Here is a 15052-nt window from a genome sequence, read left to right as displayed (position 1 = left end):
CACCTCGCGCCGTCACGCCGGGTCCAGCTCGACCAGCGGCTGGTCGTACTCGACCGGCTGGCCGTCCTCGACGAGGATCGCGACCACCCGACCAGCGCGGTCGGCGGTCACCTCGTTCATCAGCTTCATGGCCTCGACGATGGCGACCGGCTGGCCCGGGCGGACCAGGTCGCCCACGGCGACGAACGGTCCCGCGCCGGGCTCCGGCGCCCGGTAGAAGGTGCCGACGATCGGTGCCCGCACCGCGACCCGCCCGGGCACCTGCGGCCGGCTCGCCGCCGTCGGTGGGCCGGGTGCCGGCGCGACCGGCGGCGCCACCTCGGCCGGCGGTGGGGGTGCGTCCGGTCGCGTCGCGTCGTCGGGGTGCCACTCGACCTCGAGCACCGCCGGCCCACTGCGCAGCCGGATCCGGCGCACCGGCCCGGCCAGCTCGGCGATCAGGTGCTGCGCCTGCCGGCGCAACCCGGCCAGCGCCTCCTCGCCGCCCACCCCGGCGTCGTCGGGCGCGTCGACGGTCGACACCGCCCCGTCGGCCGCGGTCACCGGGCACCCGCCCGGGCACCGGCACGGGTCGCGCCGAACCGCCGGAAACGCTGCCGGCGCAGACGAACCAGGGTGGTGGGCGGCACGTCCAGCAGCGGCAACAAATTGGTCAGCAGGGCGGCGCGCAGCCGGTGGGCGGTCTCCGCCGGGTCGTCGTGCGCGGCGGTCGCCGGCTCCGGCACGATCTCGTCGACCACACCGAGCCGGCACAGGTCGGGCGCGGTCAGTCGCAGCGCGCGGGCGGCCTGCGGCGCCGCGGACCGGTCGGGCCAGAGGATGGCCGCACAGCCCTCGGGGCTGATCACCGAGTAGACGGCGTTCTCCAGCATCAGCACCCGGTCGGCGACCGCCAGTGCCAGTGCGCCGCCGCTGCCGCCCTCTCCGGTGATCACGGTGAGCACGGGGGTGGGCAACACGGTGAGGGTGAGGATGTTCTCCGCGATGGCCGCGGCCTGGCCCTGCTCCTCGGCACCCACCCCGGGGTCGGCGCCGGGGGTGTCCACGAGGGTGACCACGGGCAGGCCGAGCCGGGCGGCCAGGCGCATCAGCCGCAGCGCCTTGCGGTGCCCGGACGGGCTGGCCATGCCGAAGTTACGGGCCACCAACTCGGCGGTGGTGTGCCCCTTCTGGTGGCCGATGACCATCACATGTCGGCCGGCCAGCCGGGCCACGCCACCCACGATGGCCGGGCAGTCCCCGCCGAGCCGGTCGCCGTGCAGCTCCACGAACCCGTCGAAGACGGTGTCCAGATAGTCCAGTGTGGTGGGTCGACCAGGATGGCGGGCCATCCGGACGGTGTCCCACGCGTCGCGTACCGCCGGGGTGTCACTCGCCCCCGGGGTCGTCGGCGGCGCCACGGCATCTGCCGGGACCGCCGGCCGCACCAGAGCCGAGCCGTCGTCGGCGAGGCGCTCGCGGTGCGGCGCGGGCTCCTGCCGGGGTACGGGCGGACGGGCGGGACGATCGGCGGCGGTCGGGCCGTCGGTACCGGTCGGACGGTCGGCGCGGGTCGGACAGGCGGCGCGGGCTGCGGCGAGCAGCGCCACCAGTCGCCCGCGCAGTGACCGGCGCTGTACCACCATGTCGACCTGGCCGTGTCGGAGCAGGAAATCGGCGGTCTGGAAGCCCTCCGGCAGTGCCCGGCCGGTGACCTGGCGGATCACCCGGGGGCCGGCGAAGCCCATCCGCGCGCCGCTCTCGGCGAGCACCAGGTCGGTGTTGGTGGCGAACGACGCGGCCACCCCGCCGTAGGTCGGGTCGGTGAGGACGCTCACGGTGAGCAGACCCGCCTCGCGCAGCGCGGCGATGGCCTGGCTGACGGTGGCCATCTGCATCAACGACAGCGCGCCCTCCTGCATCCGCGCCCCGCCGGAGGCGGTGACCAGGATGAGCGGGGTGCGGTCGTCCAGCGCCCGTTCGGCGGCCCGGGTGATCAGCTCACCCACCGCGCAGCCCAGGCTGCCGCCGAGGAAGCGGAAGTCCATCACCGCCAACGCTGCCGGGTGCCCACCGATGGTGGCGGTGCCGCAGACGACCGCCTCGGCCAGGCCCGTGCTGGCCCGCGCGGCGGTGAGCCGGTGCGGGTACGGCAGCACGTCGACGAAGTCGATCGGGTCCGCCTCGGGAAGCAGGTCGGGCAGTGGACGCAGCGATCCCGGGTCGACGAGTTGGCGCAGGCGTTCCGGGGCGCTGAGTCGCGCGTGCTCCCCGCACTCCGGGCAGACGTCCAGGTTGCGGCGCAGCCGTTTGCGGTAGAGCAGGCTGGCGCAGCCGGCGCAGCGGGACCATGCCTGCTCCTCACGCGGTGCGGTGGCCGTCACGACCGCCGCCCAATGTCCGGGGAGTCGAACCGGTAGAAGCACTGCGCCATCGCGTCGCGCGGCGAGCGCCACGTCGAGAGGTACGGCGAGACGTACGGGCGCAGGCGGTCGCTGACCCGGATGAACTCGGGGTGGCCACGGGCGGCCTCCACCGCGCCCCCCGCCGGCTGCTCGGTCTCGAGCAGGTGCACATAGAGGTCGTGCAGCCGGTACAGCGAGCGGTGCCGAACGCCGACCAGGCGCGGCAGCTCCGACGCGTCCGACTCGGCGAAGATCGCGGCGACCCGCTCCTCGGCAGTCGGATCCACCTTCGCGATGATCAGCGACCGGTCCATACTGGGCCTCCCCCCACGGCGTCCGGCCGGCGACGGGTGGCCCCCGGACGCGCTGGACGACTGTCGACACGATGCGGCAGCCCTCGTCACGACGGCGTCACCGGGCAGGGCCGGTCAGCGACGCAAGGCGGTGACGCTGCGTTGACGCAATCTGTGTATCAGCTATGCGTCCGCTGCACCCCCAGCGACGGAACGAGCGAATGTTTGGGCAGTTCAGAACCGATCTCAGGTTGACTGTCGCCAATAGAAGGTCCACGCCACCGTTGACTCACCGTGACCGCTATTGATAATCTTCACCGTGGTCAGCCCGGCGGACTCAGCGGGCGGGGCCGCGCCCGGCAGTCGTGGTCGCGCCTCCGCCGGCGGGGTCGACAGTGGCGTTACGGGCAACCGATCCGGGACACAGCAGACAGTCGGGACGAGCGTTCCGCAGGGGGTGCCGCCGTGGCCGCTGATCCGTCCGTTCCGACCGCCGGAGACTCGCCCGAGGAGGGTGTCTCGCTACACCTGCTCGGCGGCTTCCGCCTGCTTCGCGAGGCGGTGCCGGTCGTGGTGCCGCGCGGGCTGCAACGGGTGATCGCGCTGATCGGGCTGCGCCCCGGCGCCACCCGCAGCCAGCTCGCGGGGCTGCTCTGGCCGGACGCGTCCGAGGAACGGGCGCTGTCCTCACTGCGCACCGCACTCTGGCGACTGCGGCAGGACCCGTGCTGCCCGATGACCGTGGCCAGCGACACCGTACGGCTCGGCCCGGCGGTCCGGCTCGACGTGGACGACCTGGTCGGCACCGCGGCCCGGGTCCGCGACGGCGACGACCCACGCACCGCGGCCGGGGCACTCGCCGCCGGCCGGCACGACCTCCTACCCGGTTGGTACGACGACTGGGTGCTGCTGGACCGGGAGAGACTGCGCCAACTACGCCTGCACATGCTGGAACAGGTGGCCGGACACCACCTGACCGCAGGGCGGCACGGCGAGGCCCTCGAAGCCGCACTGGAGGCGATGGCCGCCGAGCCGTTACGGGAGACGCCACACCGGCTGGTGGTCCGCATCCACCTGGCCGAGGGCAACGCCTTCGAAGCCGTGCACGCCTTCTACGTCTACCGGGACCTGCTGCGCAGAGAGTTGCGCCTGGAGCCCAGCCCCGCGATGAGCGCCCTGCTCGACGACACGCTCGCCCCGATCCGCGAGGCCAGCCGGGAAGCCGTGACCGACCGCCCGTCACCGGCCGGCCGGCGTACGTGACGGTGATGTGACAGGCGCTGCGGCACGGTGGGCGTACAGAGCACGTGGCGCCGATCCAAGGATCGGAACCACCGGCGGAAGGGGTCCCATGAGTCGTCTACTGATCGTCAGCCGGATCATCCCGGGCGCGGAGGGGCGGGTCGCGCAGATCTTCGCCGAATCCGACGCCACCGAACTGCCCGGTCTGACCGGCGTCACGCACCGGTCCCTGTACTGCCTGCACGACCTGTACGTCCACGTGCTGGAGACCTCGGAGGTCGACCCGGACGCGCTCGCGGCAGCCCGCAACCACCCGCTCTTCCAGCAGGTCAACGAGCGGCTCTCCGCGCACACGTCGCCGTACCTGCCGACCTGGCGCTCTCCCCGGGACGCGATCGCCGGCTGCTTCTACCGGTGGGACGCCGCCGACGCGCCCGTGGCGCAGGGCTGACATGTCCACCGCGCCACCGCACGTCCTGATCATCGGCGCCGGCACGGGCGGGTTGTGCCTGGCACACGGCCTGCGCCGCGCCGGGATCAGCGTCGCCGTCTACGAACGGCACCGCCATCGCGCCGAGGGGCTGCTCGGCTACCGGGTGGGCATCGGCCCCACCGGCAGTCGGGCGCTGCGCGAGTGCCTGCCCCCGGAGCTGTTCGCCACCTTCCTGGCCACCTGCGCACGGCCGCCGCACTACTTCAACGTGGTCACCCAGGGGCTACGCCAGACCGCGTCGTTCGCGCTGCGGCCGGACGCCGGCCCCGCGCACACCGAACACTCGGTGGCGCGGATGGTGTTGCGCCAGGTGCTGCTGACCGGCCTCGACGACGTGGTGCACTTCGACAAGACCTTCACCCGGTACGAGCAGCGCGACGACGGCACGGTCACCGCGTACTTCGCGGACGGCACCAGTGCCACCGGCGACCTGCTGGTGGCGGCGGACGGCACCCACTCGGCAGTGCGCCGCCAGTACCTGCCGCACGCCGTCACCCGCGACGCCGGCACCATCAACATCGCCACCCGGATCCCGCTGACCGCGCACACCCGCGGCCTCGTCCCGGAGCGGGTCCGTCAGGGCATCTCGCTGATCTTCGGGGTCGGCGGGATGATGGGCGTGCTGCACGTCATGGAGTTCAAGTGGGACGCCGAGCGGGCGATCAAGCCCGGTGTCAGCGACGCCGACGCCGCTCTGCTGCGGGACTGGCCCGGCCTGTCCCACGGCACCACGACGGACAACATCAACCTGATCATCTGGAGCACGGCCCGCCGGTTCCCGACCGACGTCATGGAGCGCCGCGGCGAGGACCTGGTGCGGGTCGCCCTGGACCTCACCCCGAACTGGCACCCGCACCTGCGGGAGCTGCTGACCCACGCTGATCCGGCCAGCGCCCTACCGATCAACGTGTCCACGTCCGAACCGGTGCCGCCCTGGAAGAGCAGCACCGTCACCATGCTCGGCGACGCCATCCACACCATGACCCCGGGTCGGGGTGTGGGCGCGAACACCGCGCTGCGCGACGCCCGCCTGCTCTGCGAGCAGCTCAGCCGCGCCACCACCGGCGACAAGACGCTGCTACAGGCGGTGGCGGACTACGAGGCCGTGATGGCGCCGTACGGCTTCGCGCGGGTCGCCGAATCGTTGAATCGCAGCGGCACCAGCGGCGACGACCGGATGTACCGGCCGGTGGTGGGTCGACTCGCGCTGCTCGGCGCGCGCGGCTACTTCGGAGTGACCAGCCGGGTGCCGCGGCTCCGTCGCCGGTTCGTCGACGACTTTCACACCTACGAGGGCGACCGGGACTGAGCCGGGCACCGTCCCGTCCACCCGGGTCCGGCGTCCCCCGCCGGGCCCGGGTCTCGTCACGTCCGGGTTTCGTGCCGCCCTGCTTCACGTCGTGCTCGGCGCGACTCTGTGTCACTCGACAGGCACCCGCTGAGCTGGCCGTCCCACCCGCAACGTCCTCGACCGATCCTGTCTGTCGTCGGAAACACGTGTGTGCGAAGCTGCCCGCGAGTTTTTCTCGTGACTTTTCCGACGATGTGAGAGGGAGGTTCGCCGTGGCGTGGTCTATCGGACACTCGCTGATAGTGATACTGGCACTGTTGCTGGGCCTGGCCGCCGGGTGGCTGCTGCGCGGCCGGCGGGGCGCAGAGGGCACCGGACAGGGTCGGTCGATCGTGGACGGTGATCCCGTCGCCGGCCTTGCCGTGATCGCCACACCGACGCCAGCGGCCACCACCGACGAGGCCCGGGCGGCGGCCACCGTCGACCCGGCCCCGACCGCGGTCGCCGACGAGCCGGTGCCGGTGGACACGGTCAGCGCGCCAGCCGCGATGACCGAGCCGGACGGTTCCACCCCGACCGATGCCCCGACGGATGCCCCGAGCACTGTCGACCCGGCGGACATGGCGCTGACCGAGGCCCCGCCGCCCGTACCGGCCGCCGAGCAGCCTGACGCGGCTGAGCTGCGGCCCGAGCCCACCGTGGAATCGGCCCCCGAGCCGGTCGCGGTCGACGAGCAGCCCGCCCCGGCGGCCGTGATCGCCCCCCGCCAGCCCGCGGACGACCTCCCGCCCGCCGACACCACCCCGGTCGACGCCACCCCGGTCGACGCTGCGCCGGTCGACGCGATGCCGCTCGACACCACCCCGGTGGACACCACCCCGGTCGACGCTGCGCCGCTCGACACCACCCCGGCCGAAACCGCGAAGACCGAGGCCACGGTTGTCGACCCGGCGCTGGTGGAGACGCCCGTGACCGCCGGCCCGGTAGACGCTGACCCGGTGACTGCCGACGCCGACGCCGAGCTGGCGCGGCCGGTGGTGGCCGCGCCTCCGGTCCGGCCGACCGACACCGCGACCCCGCCGGTCCTTTCGGCCGCCGACACCACGGTCAGCAGCGCGGAAGCCGACCCGACGGGCCCGGCCGACGACTTCCGTCGGATCCAGGGGGTCGGGCCGAAGATGGCGGCGGCGTTGCAGGACGCCGGCGTGCGCACCTACGGCCAGCTCGGCGAGCTGGACGAGGCGGGGCTGCGCGACCTGATCCGGGCCGCCGGCCTGCGTGCCGCACCCGGGCTGGCCAGTTGGCCGCAGCAGGCCCGCGTGCTCGCCGGTGCCGCCGACGAGATGGCCGCCGTGCTGCCGGGCGGCAGCCAGGCCTGACGCGGTGACATCGAGCCCCCGGCGGCCGTCCGACGCGACGGTGGGCCGGGGGCTCGGCCGTTCAGAGGGCGGACCGTCGGTCCCACGATCATGGTCGACTCCGTATCGCCGATGTGGGGGTATCGCGGCCCCTTGATGCCCCGATGTCGCCGATATGGAGTGGATCATGCCCCCGGTCGGGGGAAGGCCAGGCGAATCCGGGGAGCCCACGGTGCGCCGATCGATACCGTCCGCTGAGGTGGGCTGGACGGGCCCGTCGAGTCGACCGGTTCCGCAGGAGTAGCCCGTGCACCTCGCCGCGCCGGAGCCCGGGTCCCCGTGGACCCGCCGCCCACCGTTGCGCGACCCGGAGGGCCCCCGCCGGGTGACGCTTCTTGAGCTCTTCTTCGACTTGGTGTACGTGGTCGCGCTCACGCTCATCTCCCGAGCAATGGTGGAACAGCTCGACTGGCGCCGGGCCGGCCAGGCACTGATCCTGCTGGCCGCCGTCTGGTGGACCTGGACGATCACCACCCTGGTCACCGACCTGTACAACCCGGAACGAACCGAGATCAAGCTGCTGATCAGCGCCGTGATGTTCGGCGCGCTGCTGATGACCACGGCGATCCCGGACGCGTTCAACGACCGAGGGCTCATCTTCGCCGCCACCTACGTGGCGATCCACCTGGGACGCGGGCTGTTCCTGATGCCGGCAGTACGCCGCGAACCACAGACCCAGCGCCGCGCGGCACGCATCTTCATCTGGTTCGCCGTGTCGGCGATCCCGTGGATCATCGGCGCGTTCGTCAGCGACGACGCCCGGATGGCGTGGTGGGCCCTCGCGCTCGCCATCGACTACATCGGTTTCCGGCTCGCGTACCCGGTGCCCGGGCTCGGGGTGGTGCCGGAGCAGCAGCGCAACGTCACGGCGGAGCACCTCTCCGAGCGCTACCAGCAGTTCTTCATCATCGCCCTCGGCGATGCGATTCTGACGATCGGCAGTACGTTCAGCATGGAGCACTCCGAGGGCGAGAACATCGGGACGTTCGCGGTGGCGTTCCTGACCACCCTCGTGCTCTGGCGAATCTACGTGCACAAGTCCGGTGAGCTGCTGCCAATCGCCATCCAGGCGGCCCGGTCACCGAGCAAGTTCCTGGTCACCGCGCCGTACACCCATCTGTTGATGATTTCCGGCGTGGTGACCACCGCGTCCGGCTTCCACCTGATGCTGCACGAACCGACCGGGCGGACGCCGCCGGCCTGGCTGGCGGTGATTCTCGGCGGCCCGGCACTGTTCCTGGCCGGCCGGGCCTCCTTCGAGTACGAGGTGTTCAGCCGGGTCTCGTGGTCCCGACCGGGCGGCGTGCTGGCGCTGTTGAGCATCGCGCCCGGCGTGGTGTTCCTGCCGCCGGCGTTCGCCTCCCTCGGTGCCCTGCTGGTGCTGGCCGGCGTGGCCTACGCGGACTTCCGGCGTAGCCACGGCAAACCGCCCGAGGTCCCCACCCCACCGCACTGAGCCGACCGGTCGGTGCCGGCCCGCTCAGCCTGGCGTCGAGCCGGCCAGCAGCCGGCCGGCGTTCGGCACGTACGGCTCGACATCCAGACCGGTGAGCAGTTGGTGCACGGTCGCGGTGGCCGCGGTGAGCACCGGACGGCCGAGGCGGACCTCCACCTGCGGCACCGCCGCCAACGACGGAAGCTGCACGCAGGCGGAGAACCGGAGAACGGAGCGGTTCATCCGGGCCAACTCGTCGGAGGTCACCTGGCGCAGTCGCCGCTCACACCAGCGCCCCGGCGTACCCCCGGACCTGTAACCGCTGCCCGGCGGTGCCGCCCAGGCGCACCTGCAGGCCAAGCGGCGCGGCGGCGCGGCGGACGTCGTCCAGGTGCAGCGATCCGTGCCGGTCCACGGTGAGCACCGGCGGCTCCTCGATCTCACCTTCCGGTGCGTGGAAGGAGAGCAGGGTGACCGAGGTGGTGAGGTAGCCCGGGTACGCGGCCCGGGACGCCGCCTCGTCGCGGTGGACGAGGACCACCAGGTCGTCGAGGTGGGCGAAGTCGGCGGCGAGGGCCCCGGCCTTCCAGTGCGCCGGTTCCTCGGCTGCGCCAGTGAGATGCCGGGACCGGTTCGCCGAGGTGATGTAGAGGTGATCCGACCCGGTCTCGGCGAGCGCTCGCTCGAAGAAGGCGTTGGACGGGCAGGTCAGGCCCGGCGCGATCACCTGAGTGGTCCGCAACCCCTGGTCGACCTGGGTGAGGTGCTCGGGCAACCGCTCCGCCGCCGGCCCGCGGAAGCCGAAGGGCCCGGCTCCGTAGAGGGCGTCCATCAGCGCCCGCACCCGACCGACCGGCAACCGCGGCGAGATCCGCGTCCAGTCGAACATTCCGGGGATCCGGCCGATCGCGGTGGTGGTGCTGCCGACCTGGTGGACCGGACGACCCTTGGCCAGGTTGACCCGGCGTACGGTGGCGGCGTCGGGACGCGTGACGATGGCGTAGAAGTTGGCGAACGCCGCCGCGACGACCGCGCCGCCGGCCAGCGCGCGGGCCGCGACCGCCACGTCCTCGGGGCGGTCGATGTACAGGGGCGGTATCGGGGCGTCCATGAGTCCTCCTCGGCGGGGGCGTGAGGCAGTTCTACGTCCGCCGACCCGTACGACGGCGAGGTCGGTCGTCGATCCGATAGCCGACTCGGGCTACCCGGTGCGGGCGGCCGATGCCCGGACGGTACTCAACGGCGGACGGCATCGGCCGGATGGAGGATCCGGGAGGGGTGTGGCGCCCAGCCGTTAGCGGCGCGACCCGATTGGGTACAACGCCTGCACCTCACACTCACCACATTCCTCAGGAGGCAGCGATGCGCGGCACCTCGATACTCGGAGTCATCGTCGTGATCTGGTTGGTAATCGGCGCGGTCGCGGCCGGCCAGCGCGGCTATTACAGCGGGGACGACACCAACTGTGCCGAGGCCGGCACCATCCTGGTCACCATCGTGGCCGGGCCCTTGAACTACATCGGCGCCAACCCCAAGGTCGACTGCAAGCTGCCCGAGCCCTCCAAGTAGGAGGAACGTCCACCGGCCCGTGCCCCCTGATCGGGGACACGGGCCGGTGTGTGCAGGTAGGGATGGCACCGACACCTCACACCCCGCAGGGCATCCTAGGAGGCTGCCTTGCCTGTCTCGGCGGCGTTTGTCGGTGCCGAGGTCGGGAACCGACCCGGCGCCATCGCGGCCAAGACCAGCACCCTGCGCCTCGCCACCGGCGTCACGTGCCCGACCGTCCGCTACCACCCGGCGATCATCGCGCAGGCCGCGGCGACCATGGCGCTGATCTCCGACGGGCGGTTCACCCTCGGGGTGGGGGCCGGCGAGCGACTCAACGAGCACGTGATCGGGCAGGGCTTCCCCAGCGTGCGGGGCCGGCACGAGCGACTACGCGAGGCGCTGGAGATCATCCGACTGCTCTGGCAGGGTGGCTACCAGTCGTACGAGGGCCGGCACCTGCAACTGGAGGACGCCCGGGTCTTCGACCTGCCGGACACCCCGCCGGTGATCGCGGTGGCGGCCAGCGGCGAGGCGTCGGCCCGGCTCGCCGCCGAGTTGGGCGACGGCCTGTTCGCCACCGAGCCGGAGGCGTCGATCGTCGAGCACTACCGGCACGCCCACGGTTCGGGCCCGCGCTACGCGGAGGTTCCGCTGGCCTGGGCCACCGACGAGCAACAGGCGGTGCAGGCGGTGTTGCAGACCAGCCGGTGGATGGTCACCGGCTGGAAGGTGATGAGCGAGCTGCCGAACCCGGTCAACTTCGACGCGGCCAGCTCGTACGTCGAGGAGAAGCACATCCGCCACCTCTTCTCCGTCGGTCCCGACCCGGAGCCGCACGTGGCCAAGGTTCGGTCGTACATCGAGGCCGGCTTCGACCACGTCGTCCTCCAGAACGCCGGCCCCGACCCGGACGGCTTCCTCGACTTCTTCGCCGGGGACCTTTCCGGCCGCCTCCGCGCGATGGGCTGATGCCGGCCGTTGAGACGATGAGGATCAAGTGACCAGGGCAGAGCGCGGCGAGCCGCCTCGACTGATCGTCGGGGCGGCTCGCTGCGCGCCCGGGATGGGTGCGCGGGTCTGCTCAGCGGAAGCAGTGCGCGATCGGTACCGCGCTGCCCTCGCAGTTGGTCGACTCGTTCTCGACGACCACGCTCTCGTCGTCGATCTTGACCTGGGCGTGCGAGGCGAAGATGCCGCCGGGCTTCACCGTCGACGCGTTGTGGGTGACCTTGCTGGTGTAGAGCGCCACCGAGCCCGCGGTGGCGTAGATGCCGCCACCCTTGGACGCGGCGCCGACAGCCTCGTTACCGGTCACGTCGCTGCCGCGCACCAGCAGGTTCGCCTTCTCGGCGTAGATGCCGCCGCCAATGCCGTGGGTGGTGTTGCCGTCGACCACGCTGTCGTCGAGCGGCGTCAGGCCCTTCACGGTCGAGATGCCGCCACCGCTGACGGTGGACGTGTTGCCACGGATGGTCATCTTGCGCATCACCAGCACCGCGTCGGAGTTCGCGGCACCGCCGCCGACCTGAGCGGTGTTGTTCAGCAACTCGGTGTCGGAGACCTTCGTCCGGGCCGAGAAGCTGGCCAGCCCGCCGCCCTGGCCGGCGCTGTTCTGGGTGAAGGAGACGCTCTCCACGTCGGCCGCGCCACGGTAGTTGCCGAGGCCGCCGCCGTACCCGTTGGCGCTGTTGTGGTGGAACTCGGAGCGCTTCAGCGTCAGCACACCACCGTTGAGCAGGCCCCCGCCCTTGCCCGCGGCGCCGGAGGCGCTGTTGCCGATGAACGTGGAGTCGGTGACGACCATGTTGCCGTCGTTGAAGATCCCACCACCGCCGCCCTCGGGGGACAGCGAGGTGCTCTGGGTGACGGTGACCCGCTCCACCACAGCTGTCGCCCCATGCACCACGTGCACGCTGCCGCCCTCGATGGCCGAGCGGCCGTTGTGCAGTTCCACGTCCCGCAGGGTCAGCTCGCCACCGTCACGGACGGTGAAGAAGCGGAACGCGGCGGCCTGGGCGTCCCGGGCGATGGTGGCGCCCGCGCCGTCGATCGTGATGGGCTGGTAGATCACCGGCAGGCCGGCGGTGTCGTCGGCCGGGTTGTGCGGGGGCGCGTCGGCGTCACCGGGGGTCTCCGCGGCGTCGGCCGTCTCCCGTGCGTCCCGGATCCCGCCGTCATACTGGTCGGTCTCGTGGAACGCCTCGGTGAGGGTGTAGCGGCACTTGGGCGCGAGCCGGAGTTCCGCGCCGCCCTCGGCGTTGGCAGTCACCAGCGCCGCCACCAGCTTCGCGGCGTCGCAGGGCACCGACACCACGCCCGGCTTGCCGGTGCCCGGGGTAGCCGGACGGGCCCGCTCGGCGCCGCCCTGGTCCTGCTCCGCCGCACGCTGATCGTCGGTTCGCCGGTCGTCGTCACTCTGGGCCGCCGCGGTCAGCCGGCCCAGGCCTGGGAGAGAGAGGTCACGGTCGGCGGCGGCAGCGACGCCAGCCGCTCCGGCCGCCCCCACGACCAGGCTCCCGGCCAGGAGGCCGCCGGCTAAGACCCAACGGGAACGCCGTCTGGGTCGGGTCGCGCGGTCTCCCCCTCGGTGCGTGGACATCAAAGGTGCCTACCTTCCTGCCTGACGTGACCGCGCGCCGATCCGGGCGCGGGGGGCTCGACGTACCGTCGGCCACCAAACGTCACGATAAGTCCGTAATACGGACAGGAAGGCGTGAACGTGAATAGTGCCCCTATTCATCTTCAAAGCTGATCAATCAGGGTCCGATCACCCCCCGACGTGGATCCCGGGACGACGCAGCGGGTCCCGCTCGGTCCGGCGGATGATCTCCCGTACCACCGGCGGGGTGTCTCCGCGACCGAGGATGAGATAGCGCGCCAGGTGCGCGATCGGGCTCCCCTCCGACCACTCGAAATGCGCGTGCGGCCGGACCCCGGTGGCGTCACGCAGTGCCAGCAGGATCGCGGCGATCGCGTTGGGCACGGCCGGGCTGCTGGCCCGCAGCACCCGGAAGCCGCCCACCTCGATCCCGTGCACTCGCAGCACCTGACTGAATTCCGACGGGTCGACCACCTCGATCTCCAGGAACAGCACGTCCGCGGCCCCGGGCACCGGATTCATCCCACGCTGCGCCCGCTCCTTGAGCGTGTACTCCTTCACCGAGCCGTTCTGCCGCTTGTTCGCGATCAGGTGCAGCTGCCCGTCGTGGGCCAGCGACTCGGTGATGAACCGACGGGCCGGCTCGTCGAACTCGATCCGCTCGGCACGCAACTCGGTGGTCCGGGTGACCCGGGAGACCAACGACACCACGATGATGCCGAGGATGAACAGCGCGGAGATGGTGATCCCGTCCGGCTGCTCGATGACGTTCTCCAGCAGCGCGTACAGCAGCACCAGGGTCAGCACGGTGAAGCCGATCGCGGCGGCGCGCCGGTGGCGGCGGGCCGCGGAGATCGTCACCGCCACCGCACCGGAGACCATCATCGCCAGGATGCCGGTGGCGTACGCCCCGGCCTGAGCGTTGACGTCGGCCCGGAAGGCGATCGTGATGGCGACGCTGACCACGGTGTAGACGATCACGACTGGGCGCACCGCCCGCGCCCACTCCGGGGCCATGCCGTACGAGGGCAGATAGCGCGGCACGATGTTGATCAGCCCGGCCATCGCCGAGGCGCCGGCGAACCAGAGGATGAGCACGCTGCTCACGTCGTAGACGCTGCCGAACACCTCGCCCAGGTAGGTGTGCGCCAGGAACGCCAGCGCCCGACCGTTCGCGGCGCCGCCCGGTCGGAACTCCTCCGGCGGGATGAGCACCGTCGTGACGAAGGTCGTCGAGATCAGGTACACCGACATGATCAGCGCGGCGGTGGTGAGCAGCCGACGCGTGTTGCGGATCCGGGCGGCGAGCCGGGCCTCTTTGTCCGGCCCGTCGGCCGCGACCAGGGGCATCATGCTGACCCCGGTCTCGAAACCGGACAGCCCCAGCACCAGCAGCGGGAACGCCAGCACGGCGGTGAGCAACACGTGGCCCGGCCCGCCGCCGGTCCTGGTCAACGCGGCGGTCCAGTCCGACACGATGCCCGGGTCGTCGGCGATCCGGGCCACCGCGACCACGACGATCACCGCGTTGAGCACCAGGAAGACCGCGACCAGTGGGATGGCCACGACCACCGCCTCGCGGAAGCCGAGCAGGAACACCCCGCCGAGGATGAGCAGCAGCACCACGGTGGCCAGGACCGGGACCAGGGGGCGGTGCAGGGCGTCCGGCACGTACGGGTTCTCCATCAGGTGCACGGTGGCGTCGGCCGAGGAGAGGGTGATCGTGATGATCCAGGAGGTGGCCACGAAGCCGAGCAGCACGAGTACGAAGATCTTGCCCCGCCAGAACGGCAACAGCCTCTCCAGCATCGCCACCGAGCCCTGCCCGTGCGGGCTCTCATGGGCCACCCGCCGGTACATCGGCAGCATGCCGAACAGGGTGAGCGCGACGATCAACAGAGTCGCCAGCGGGGAGAGCACGCCGGCCGCCACCGCCGCGATGCCCGGCAGGTACGACAGGGTGGAGAAGTAGTCCACGCCGGTCAGGCACATCACCTGCCACCAGGCGTGCCTGCGGTTCTGCCCCTCGGTCGCCTCCGGGCCGGGCGGCTGCACCTGGTGCTGGAAGAGCCAGCGGCGCAGTGGGCTGGCTGGCGGCGCCGACCGGGCCGGGGTGGCCACGCGTTCGGGCACCACGACACCCTGCCGGCCGCCCCGGTGCGGGCGGGCCGGGTCGCGGGCTGCCCGCAGCGCCGGGTCCGGCCCGGTCGGCACGTGGCGGCGACCGCTCCAGCGTCGTGATTTCGCCCGGTGCTCGTCACCCATCGCCAGTCCCACCCTCACAGGTCCTGATCCGACGGTAGGCGGTGGTCAGGGGCCCGGCCGGCGGAACCGGGCACGTGGACG

The 15052-nt window shown here is 72.1% G+C and carries 13 protein-coding genes and 2 pseudogenes; 7 read left to right on the top strand and 8 right to left on the bottom strand.

The features are described 5' to 3' along the window. Window positions 1–12: 12 nt before the first annotated feature. The 4 genes and pseudogenes from accB to ABZS37_RS21370 all read right to left on the bottom strand — a co-directional run bounded on the left by accB (window position 13) and on the right by ABZS37_RS21370 (window position 2698). A complete protein-coding gene (gene accB / locus ABZS37_RS21385) occupies window positions 13–522 on the bottom strand; it encodes an acetyl-CoA carboxylase biotin carboxyl carrier protein (RefSeq protein WP_355171455.1) in 510 nt (169 codons plus the stop codon). 17 nt (window positions 523–539) lie between these two features. Next, a pseudogene (locus ABZS37_RS21380) lies at window positions 540–1340 on the bottom strand (acetyl-CoA carboxylase carboxyltransferase subunit alpha); the annotation flags it as partial. Between the two features lie 228 nt (window positions 1341–1568). Next, window positions 1569–2363 (bottom strand): annotated as a pseudogene (gene accD, locus ABZS37_RS21375) (acetyl-CoA carboxylase, carboxyltransferase subunit beta); the annotation flags it as partial. After that, complete coding sequence (locus ABZS37_RS21370) at window positions 2360–2698, bottom strand: TcmI family type II polyketide cyclase (protein WP_355171413.1); 339 nt, start codon at window positions 2696–2698, stop codon at window positions 2360–2362. The pseudogene accD and the gene ABZS37_RS21370, both read right to left, overlap by 4 nt. Before the next feature lie 444 nt (window positions 2699–3142). On the opposite strand from ABZS37_RS21370, the gene ABZS37_RS21365 reads away from it, so the two are divergent. From ABZS37_RS21365 to ABZS37_RS21345, 5 genes are all read left to right on the top strand, one after another. Continuing rightward, window positions 3143–3940 carry a BTAD domain-containing putative transcriptional regulator gene (locus ABZS37_RS21365; RefSeq protein WP_355171412.1) on the top strand — a complete coding sequence of 266 codons (798 nt, stop codon included), beginning with the start codon at window positions 3143–3145 and terminating at the stop codon, window positions 3938–3940. 88 nt (window positions 3941–4028) lie between these two features. Then, window positions 4029–4370, top strand: a complete 342-nt coding sequence (locus ABZS37_RS21360) for a TcmI family type II polyketide cyclase (protein WP_354994150.1) — start codon at window positions 4029–4031, stop codon at window positions 4368–4370. 1 nt (window position 4371) lies between these two features. Continuing rightward, a complete protein-coding gene (locus tag ABZS37_RS21355) occupies window positions 4372–5721 on the top strand; it encodes an NAD(P)/FAD-dependent oxidoreductase (protein WP_355171410.1) in 1350 nt (449 codons plus the stop codon). 284 nt (window positions 5722–6005) lie between these two features. After that, complete coding sequence (locus ABZS37_RS21350) at window positions 6006–7082, top strand: hypothetical protein (RefSeq protein ID WP_355171408.1); 1077 nt, start codon at window positions 6006–6008, stop codon at window positions 7080–7082. Between the two features lie 286 nt (window positions 7083–7368). Then, on the top strand, window positions 7369–8577 hold the full coding sequence (locus tag ABZS37_RS21345) for a low temperature requirement protein A (protein WP_355171406.1): 1209 nt from the start codon (window positions 7369–7371) through the stop codon (window positions 8575–8577). Window positions 8578–8601: 24 nt separating this feature from the next. Here ABZS37_RS21345 and ABZS37_RS21340 read toward each other — a convergent pair whose 3' ends face one another. Both ABZS37_RS21340 and ABZS37_RS21335 read right to left on the bottom strand, forming a co-directional pair. Next, complete coding sequence (locus ABZS37_RS21340) at window positions 8602–8823, bottom strand: hypothetical protein (protein ID WP_355171404.1); 222 nt, start codon at window positions 8821–8823, stop codon at window positions 8602–8604. A 16-nt stretch (window positions 8824–8839) separates the two neighbouring features. Next, window positions 8840–9667 (bottom strand): hypothetical protein, encoded by an 828-nt coding sequence (locus ABZS37_RS21335; RefSeq protein ID WP_355171402.1) that lies wholly within the window; start codon window positions 9665–9667, stop codon window positions 8840–8842. Window positions 9668–9918: 251 nt separating this feature from the next. Between ABZS37_RS21335 and ABZS37_RS21330 the strand changes: the two genes are divergently transcribed. Together ABZS37_RS21330 and ABZS37_RS21325 are read left to right on the top strand one after the other, a co-directional pair. After that, window positions 9919–10125: a hypothetical protein gene (locus ABZS37_RS21330; RefSeq protein WP_306271566.1), complete on the top strand. Its 207-nt coding sequence runs from the start codon at window positions 9919–9921 to the stop codon at window positions 10123–10125. Window positions 10126–10233: 108 nt separating this feature from the next. Further along, complete coding sequence (locus tag ABZS37_RS21325) at window positions 10234–11076, top strand: TIGR03557 family F420-dependent LLM class oxidoreductase (RefSeq protein ID WP_355171400.1); 843 nt, start codon at window positions 10234–10236, stop codon at window positions 11074–11076. A gap of 112 nt (window positions 11077–11188) precedes the next feature. On the opposite strand, the gene ABZS37_RS21320 is transcribed toward ABZS37_RS21325, so the two are convergent. Continuing rightward, window positions 11189–12706, bottom strand: a complete 1518-nt coding sequence (locus ABZS37_RS21320; RefSeq protein WP_355171398.1) for a hypothetical protein — start codon at window positions 12704–12706, stop codon at window positions 11189–11191. Window positions 12707–12874: 168 nt separating this feature from the next. Then, on the bottom strand, window positions 12875–14971 hold the full coding sequence (locus ABZS37_RS21315) for an amino acid transporter (protein WP_355171396.1): 2097 nt from the start codon (window positions 14969–14971) through the stop codon (window positions 12875–12877). Window positions 14972–15052 lie beyond the last annotated feature (81 nt).

It is taken from the genome of Micromonospora sp. NPDC005413 (assembly GCF_040606435.1).
Taxonomy (GTDB): domain Bacteria; phylum Actinomycetota; class Actinomycetes; order Mycobacteriales; family Micromonosporaceae; genus Micromonospora.
The sequence above is the reverse complement of the archived record's forward strand: the minus strand, read 5'-3'. Positions and strand labels throughout refer to the sequence as shown.

Coding starts and splice junctions, on each gene's coding strand:
- ABZS37_RS21315 (WP_355171396.1), bottom strand. CDS start 14,971: ATGGGTGACGAGCACCGGGCGAAATCACGACGCTGGAGCGGTCGCCGC.
- ABZS37_RS21330 (WP_306271566.1), top strand. CDS start 9,919: ATGCGCGGCACCTCGATACTCGGAGTCATCGTCGTGATCTGGTTGGTA.
- ABZS37_RS21335 (WP_355171402.1), bottom strand. CDS start 9,667: ATGGACGCCCCGATACCGCCCCTGTACATCGACCGCCCCGAGGACGTG.
- ABZS37_RS21360 (WP_354994150.1), top strand. CDS start 4,029: ATGAGTCGTCTACTGATCGTCAGCCGGATCATCCCGGGCGCGGAGGGG.
- ABZS37_RS21320 (WP_355171398.1), bottom strand. CDS start 12,706: ATGTCCACGCACCGAGGGGGAGACCGCGCGACCCGACCCAGACGGCGT.
- ABZS37_RS21355 (WP_355171410.1), top strand. CDS start 4,372: ATGTCCACCGCGCCACCGCACGTCCTGATCATCGGCGCCGGCACGGGC.
- ABZS37_RS21370 (WP_355171413.1), bottom strand. CDS start 2,698: ATGGACCGGTCGCTGATCATCGCGAAGGTGGATCCGACTGCCGAGGAG.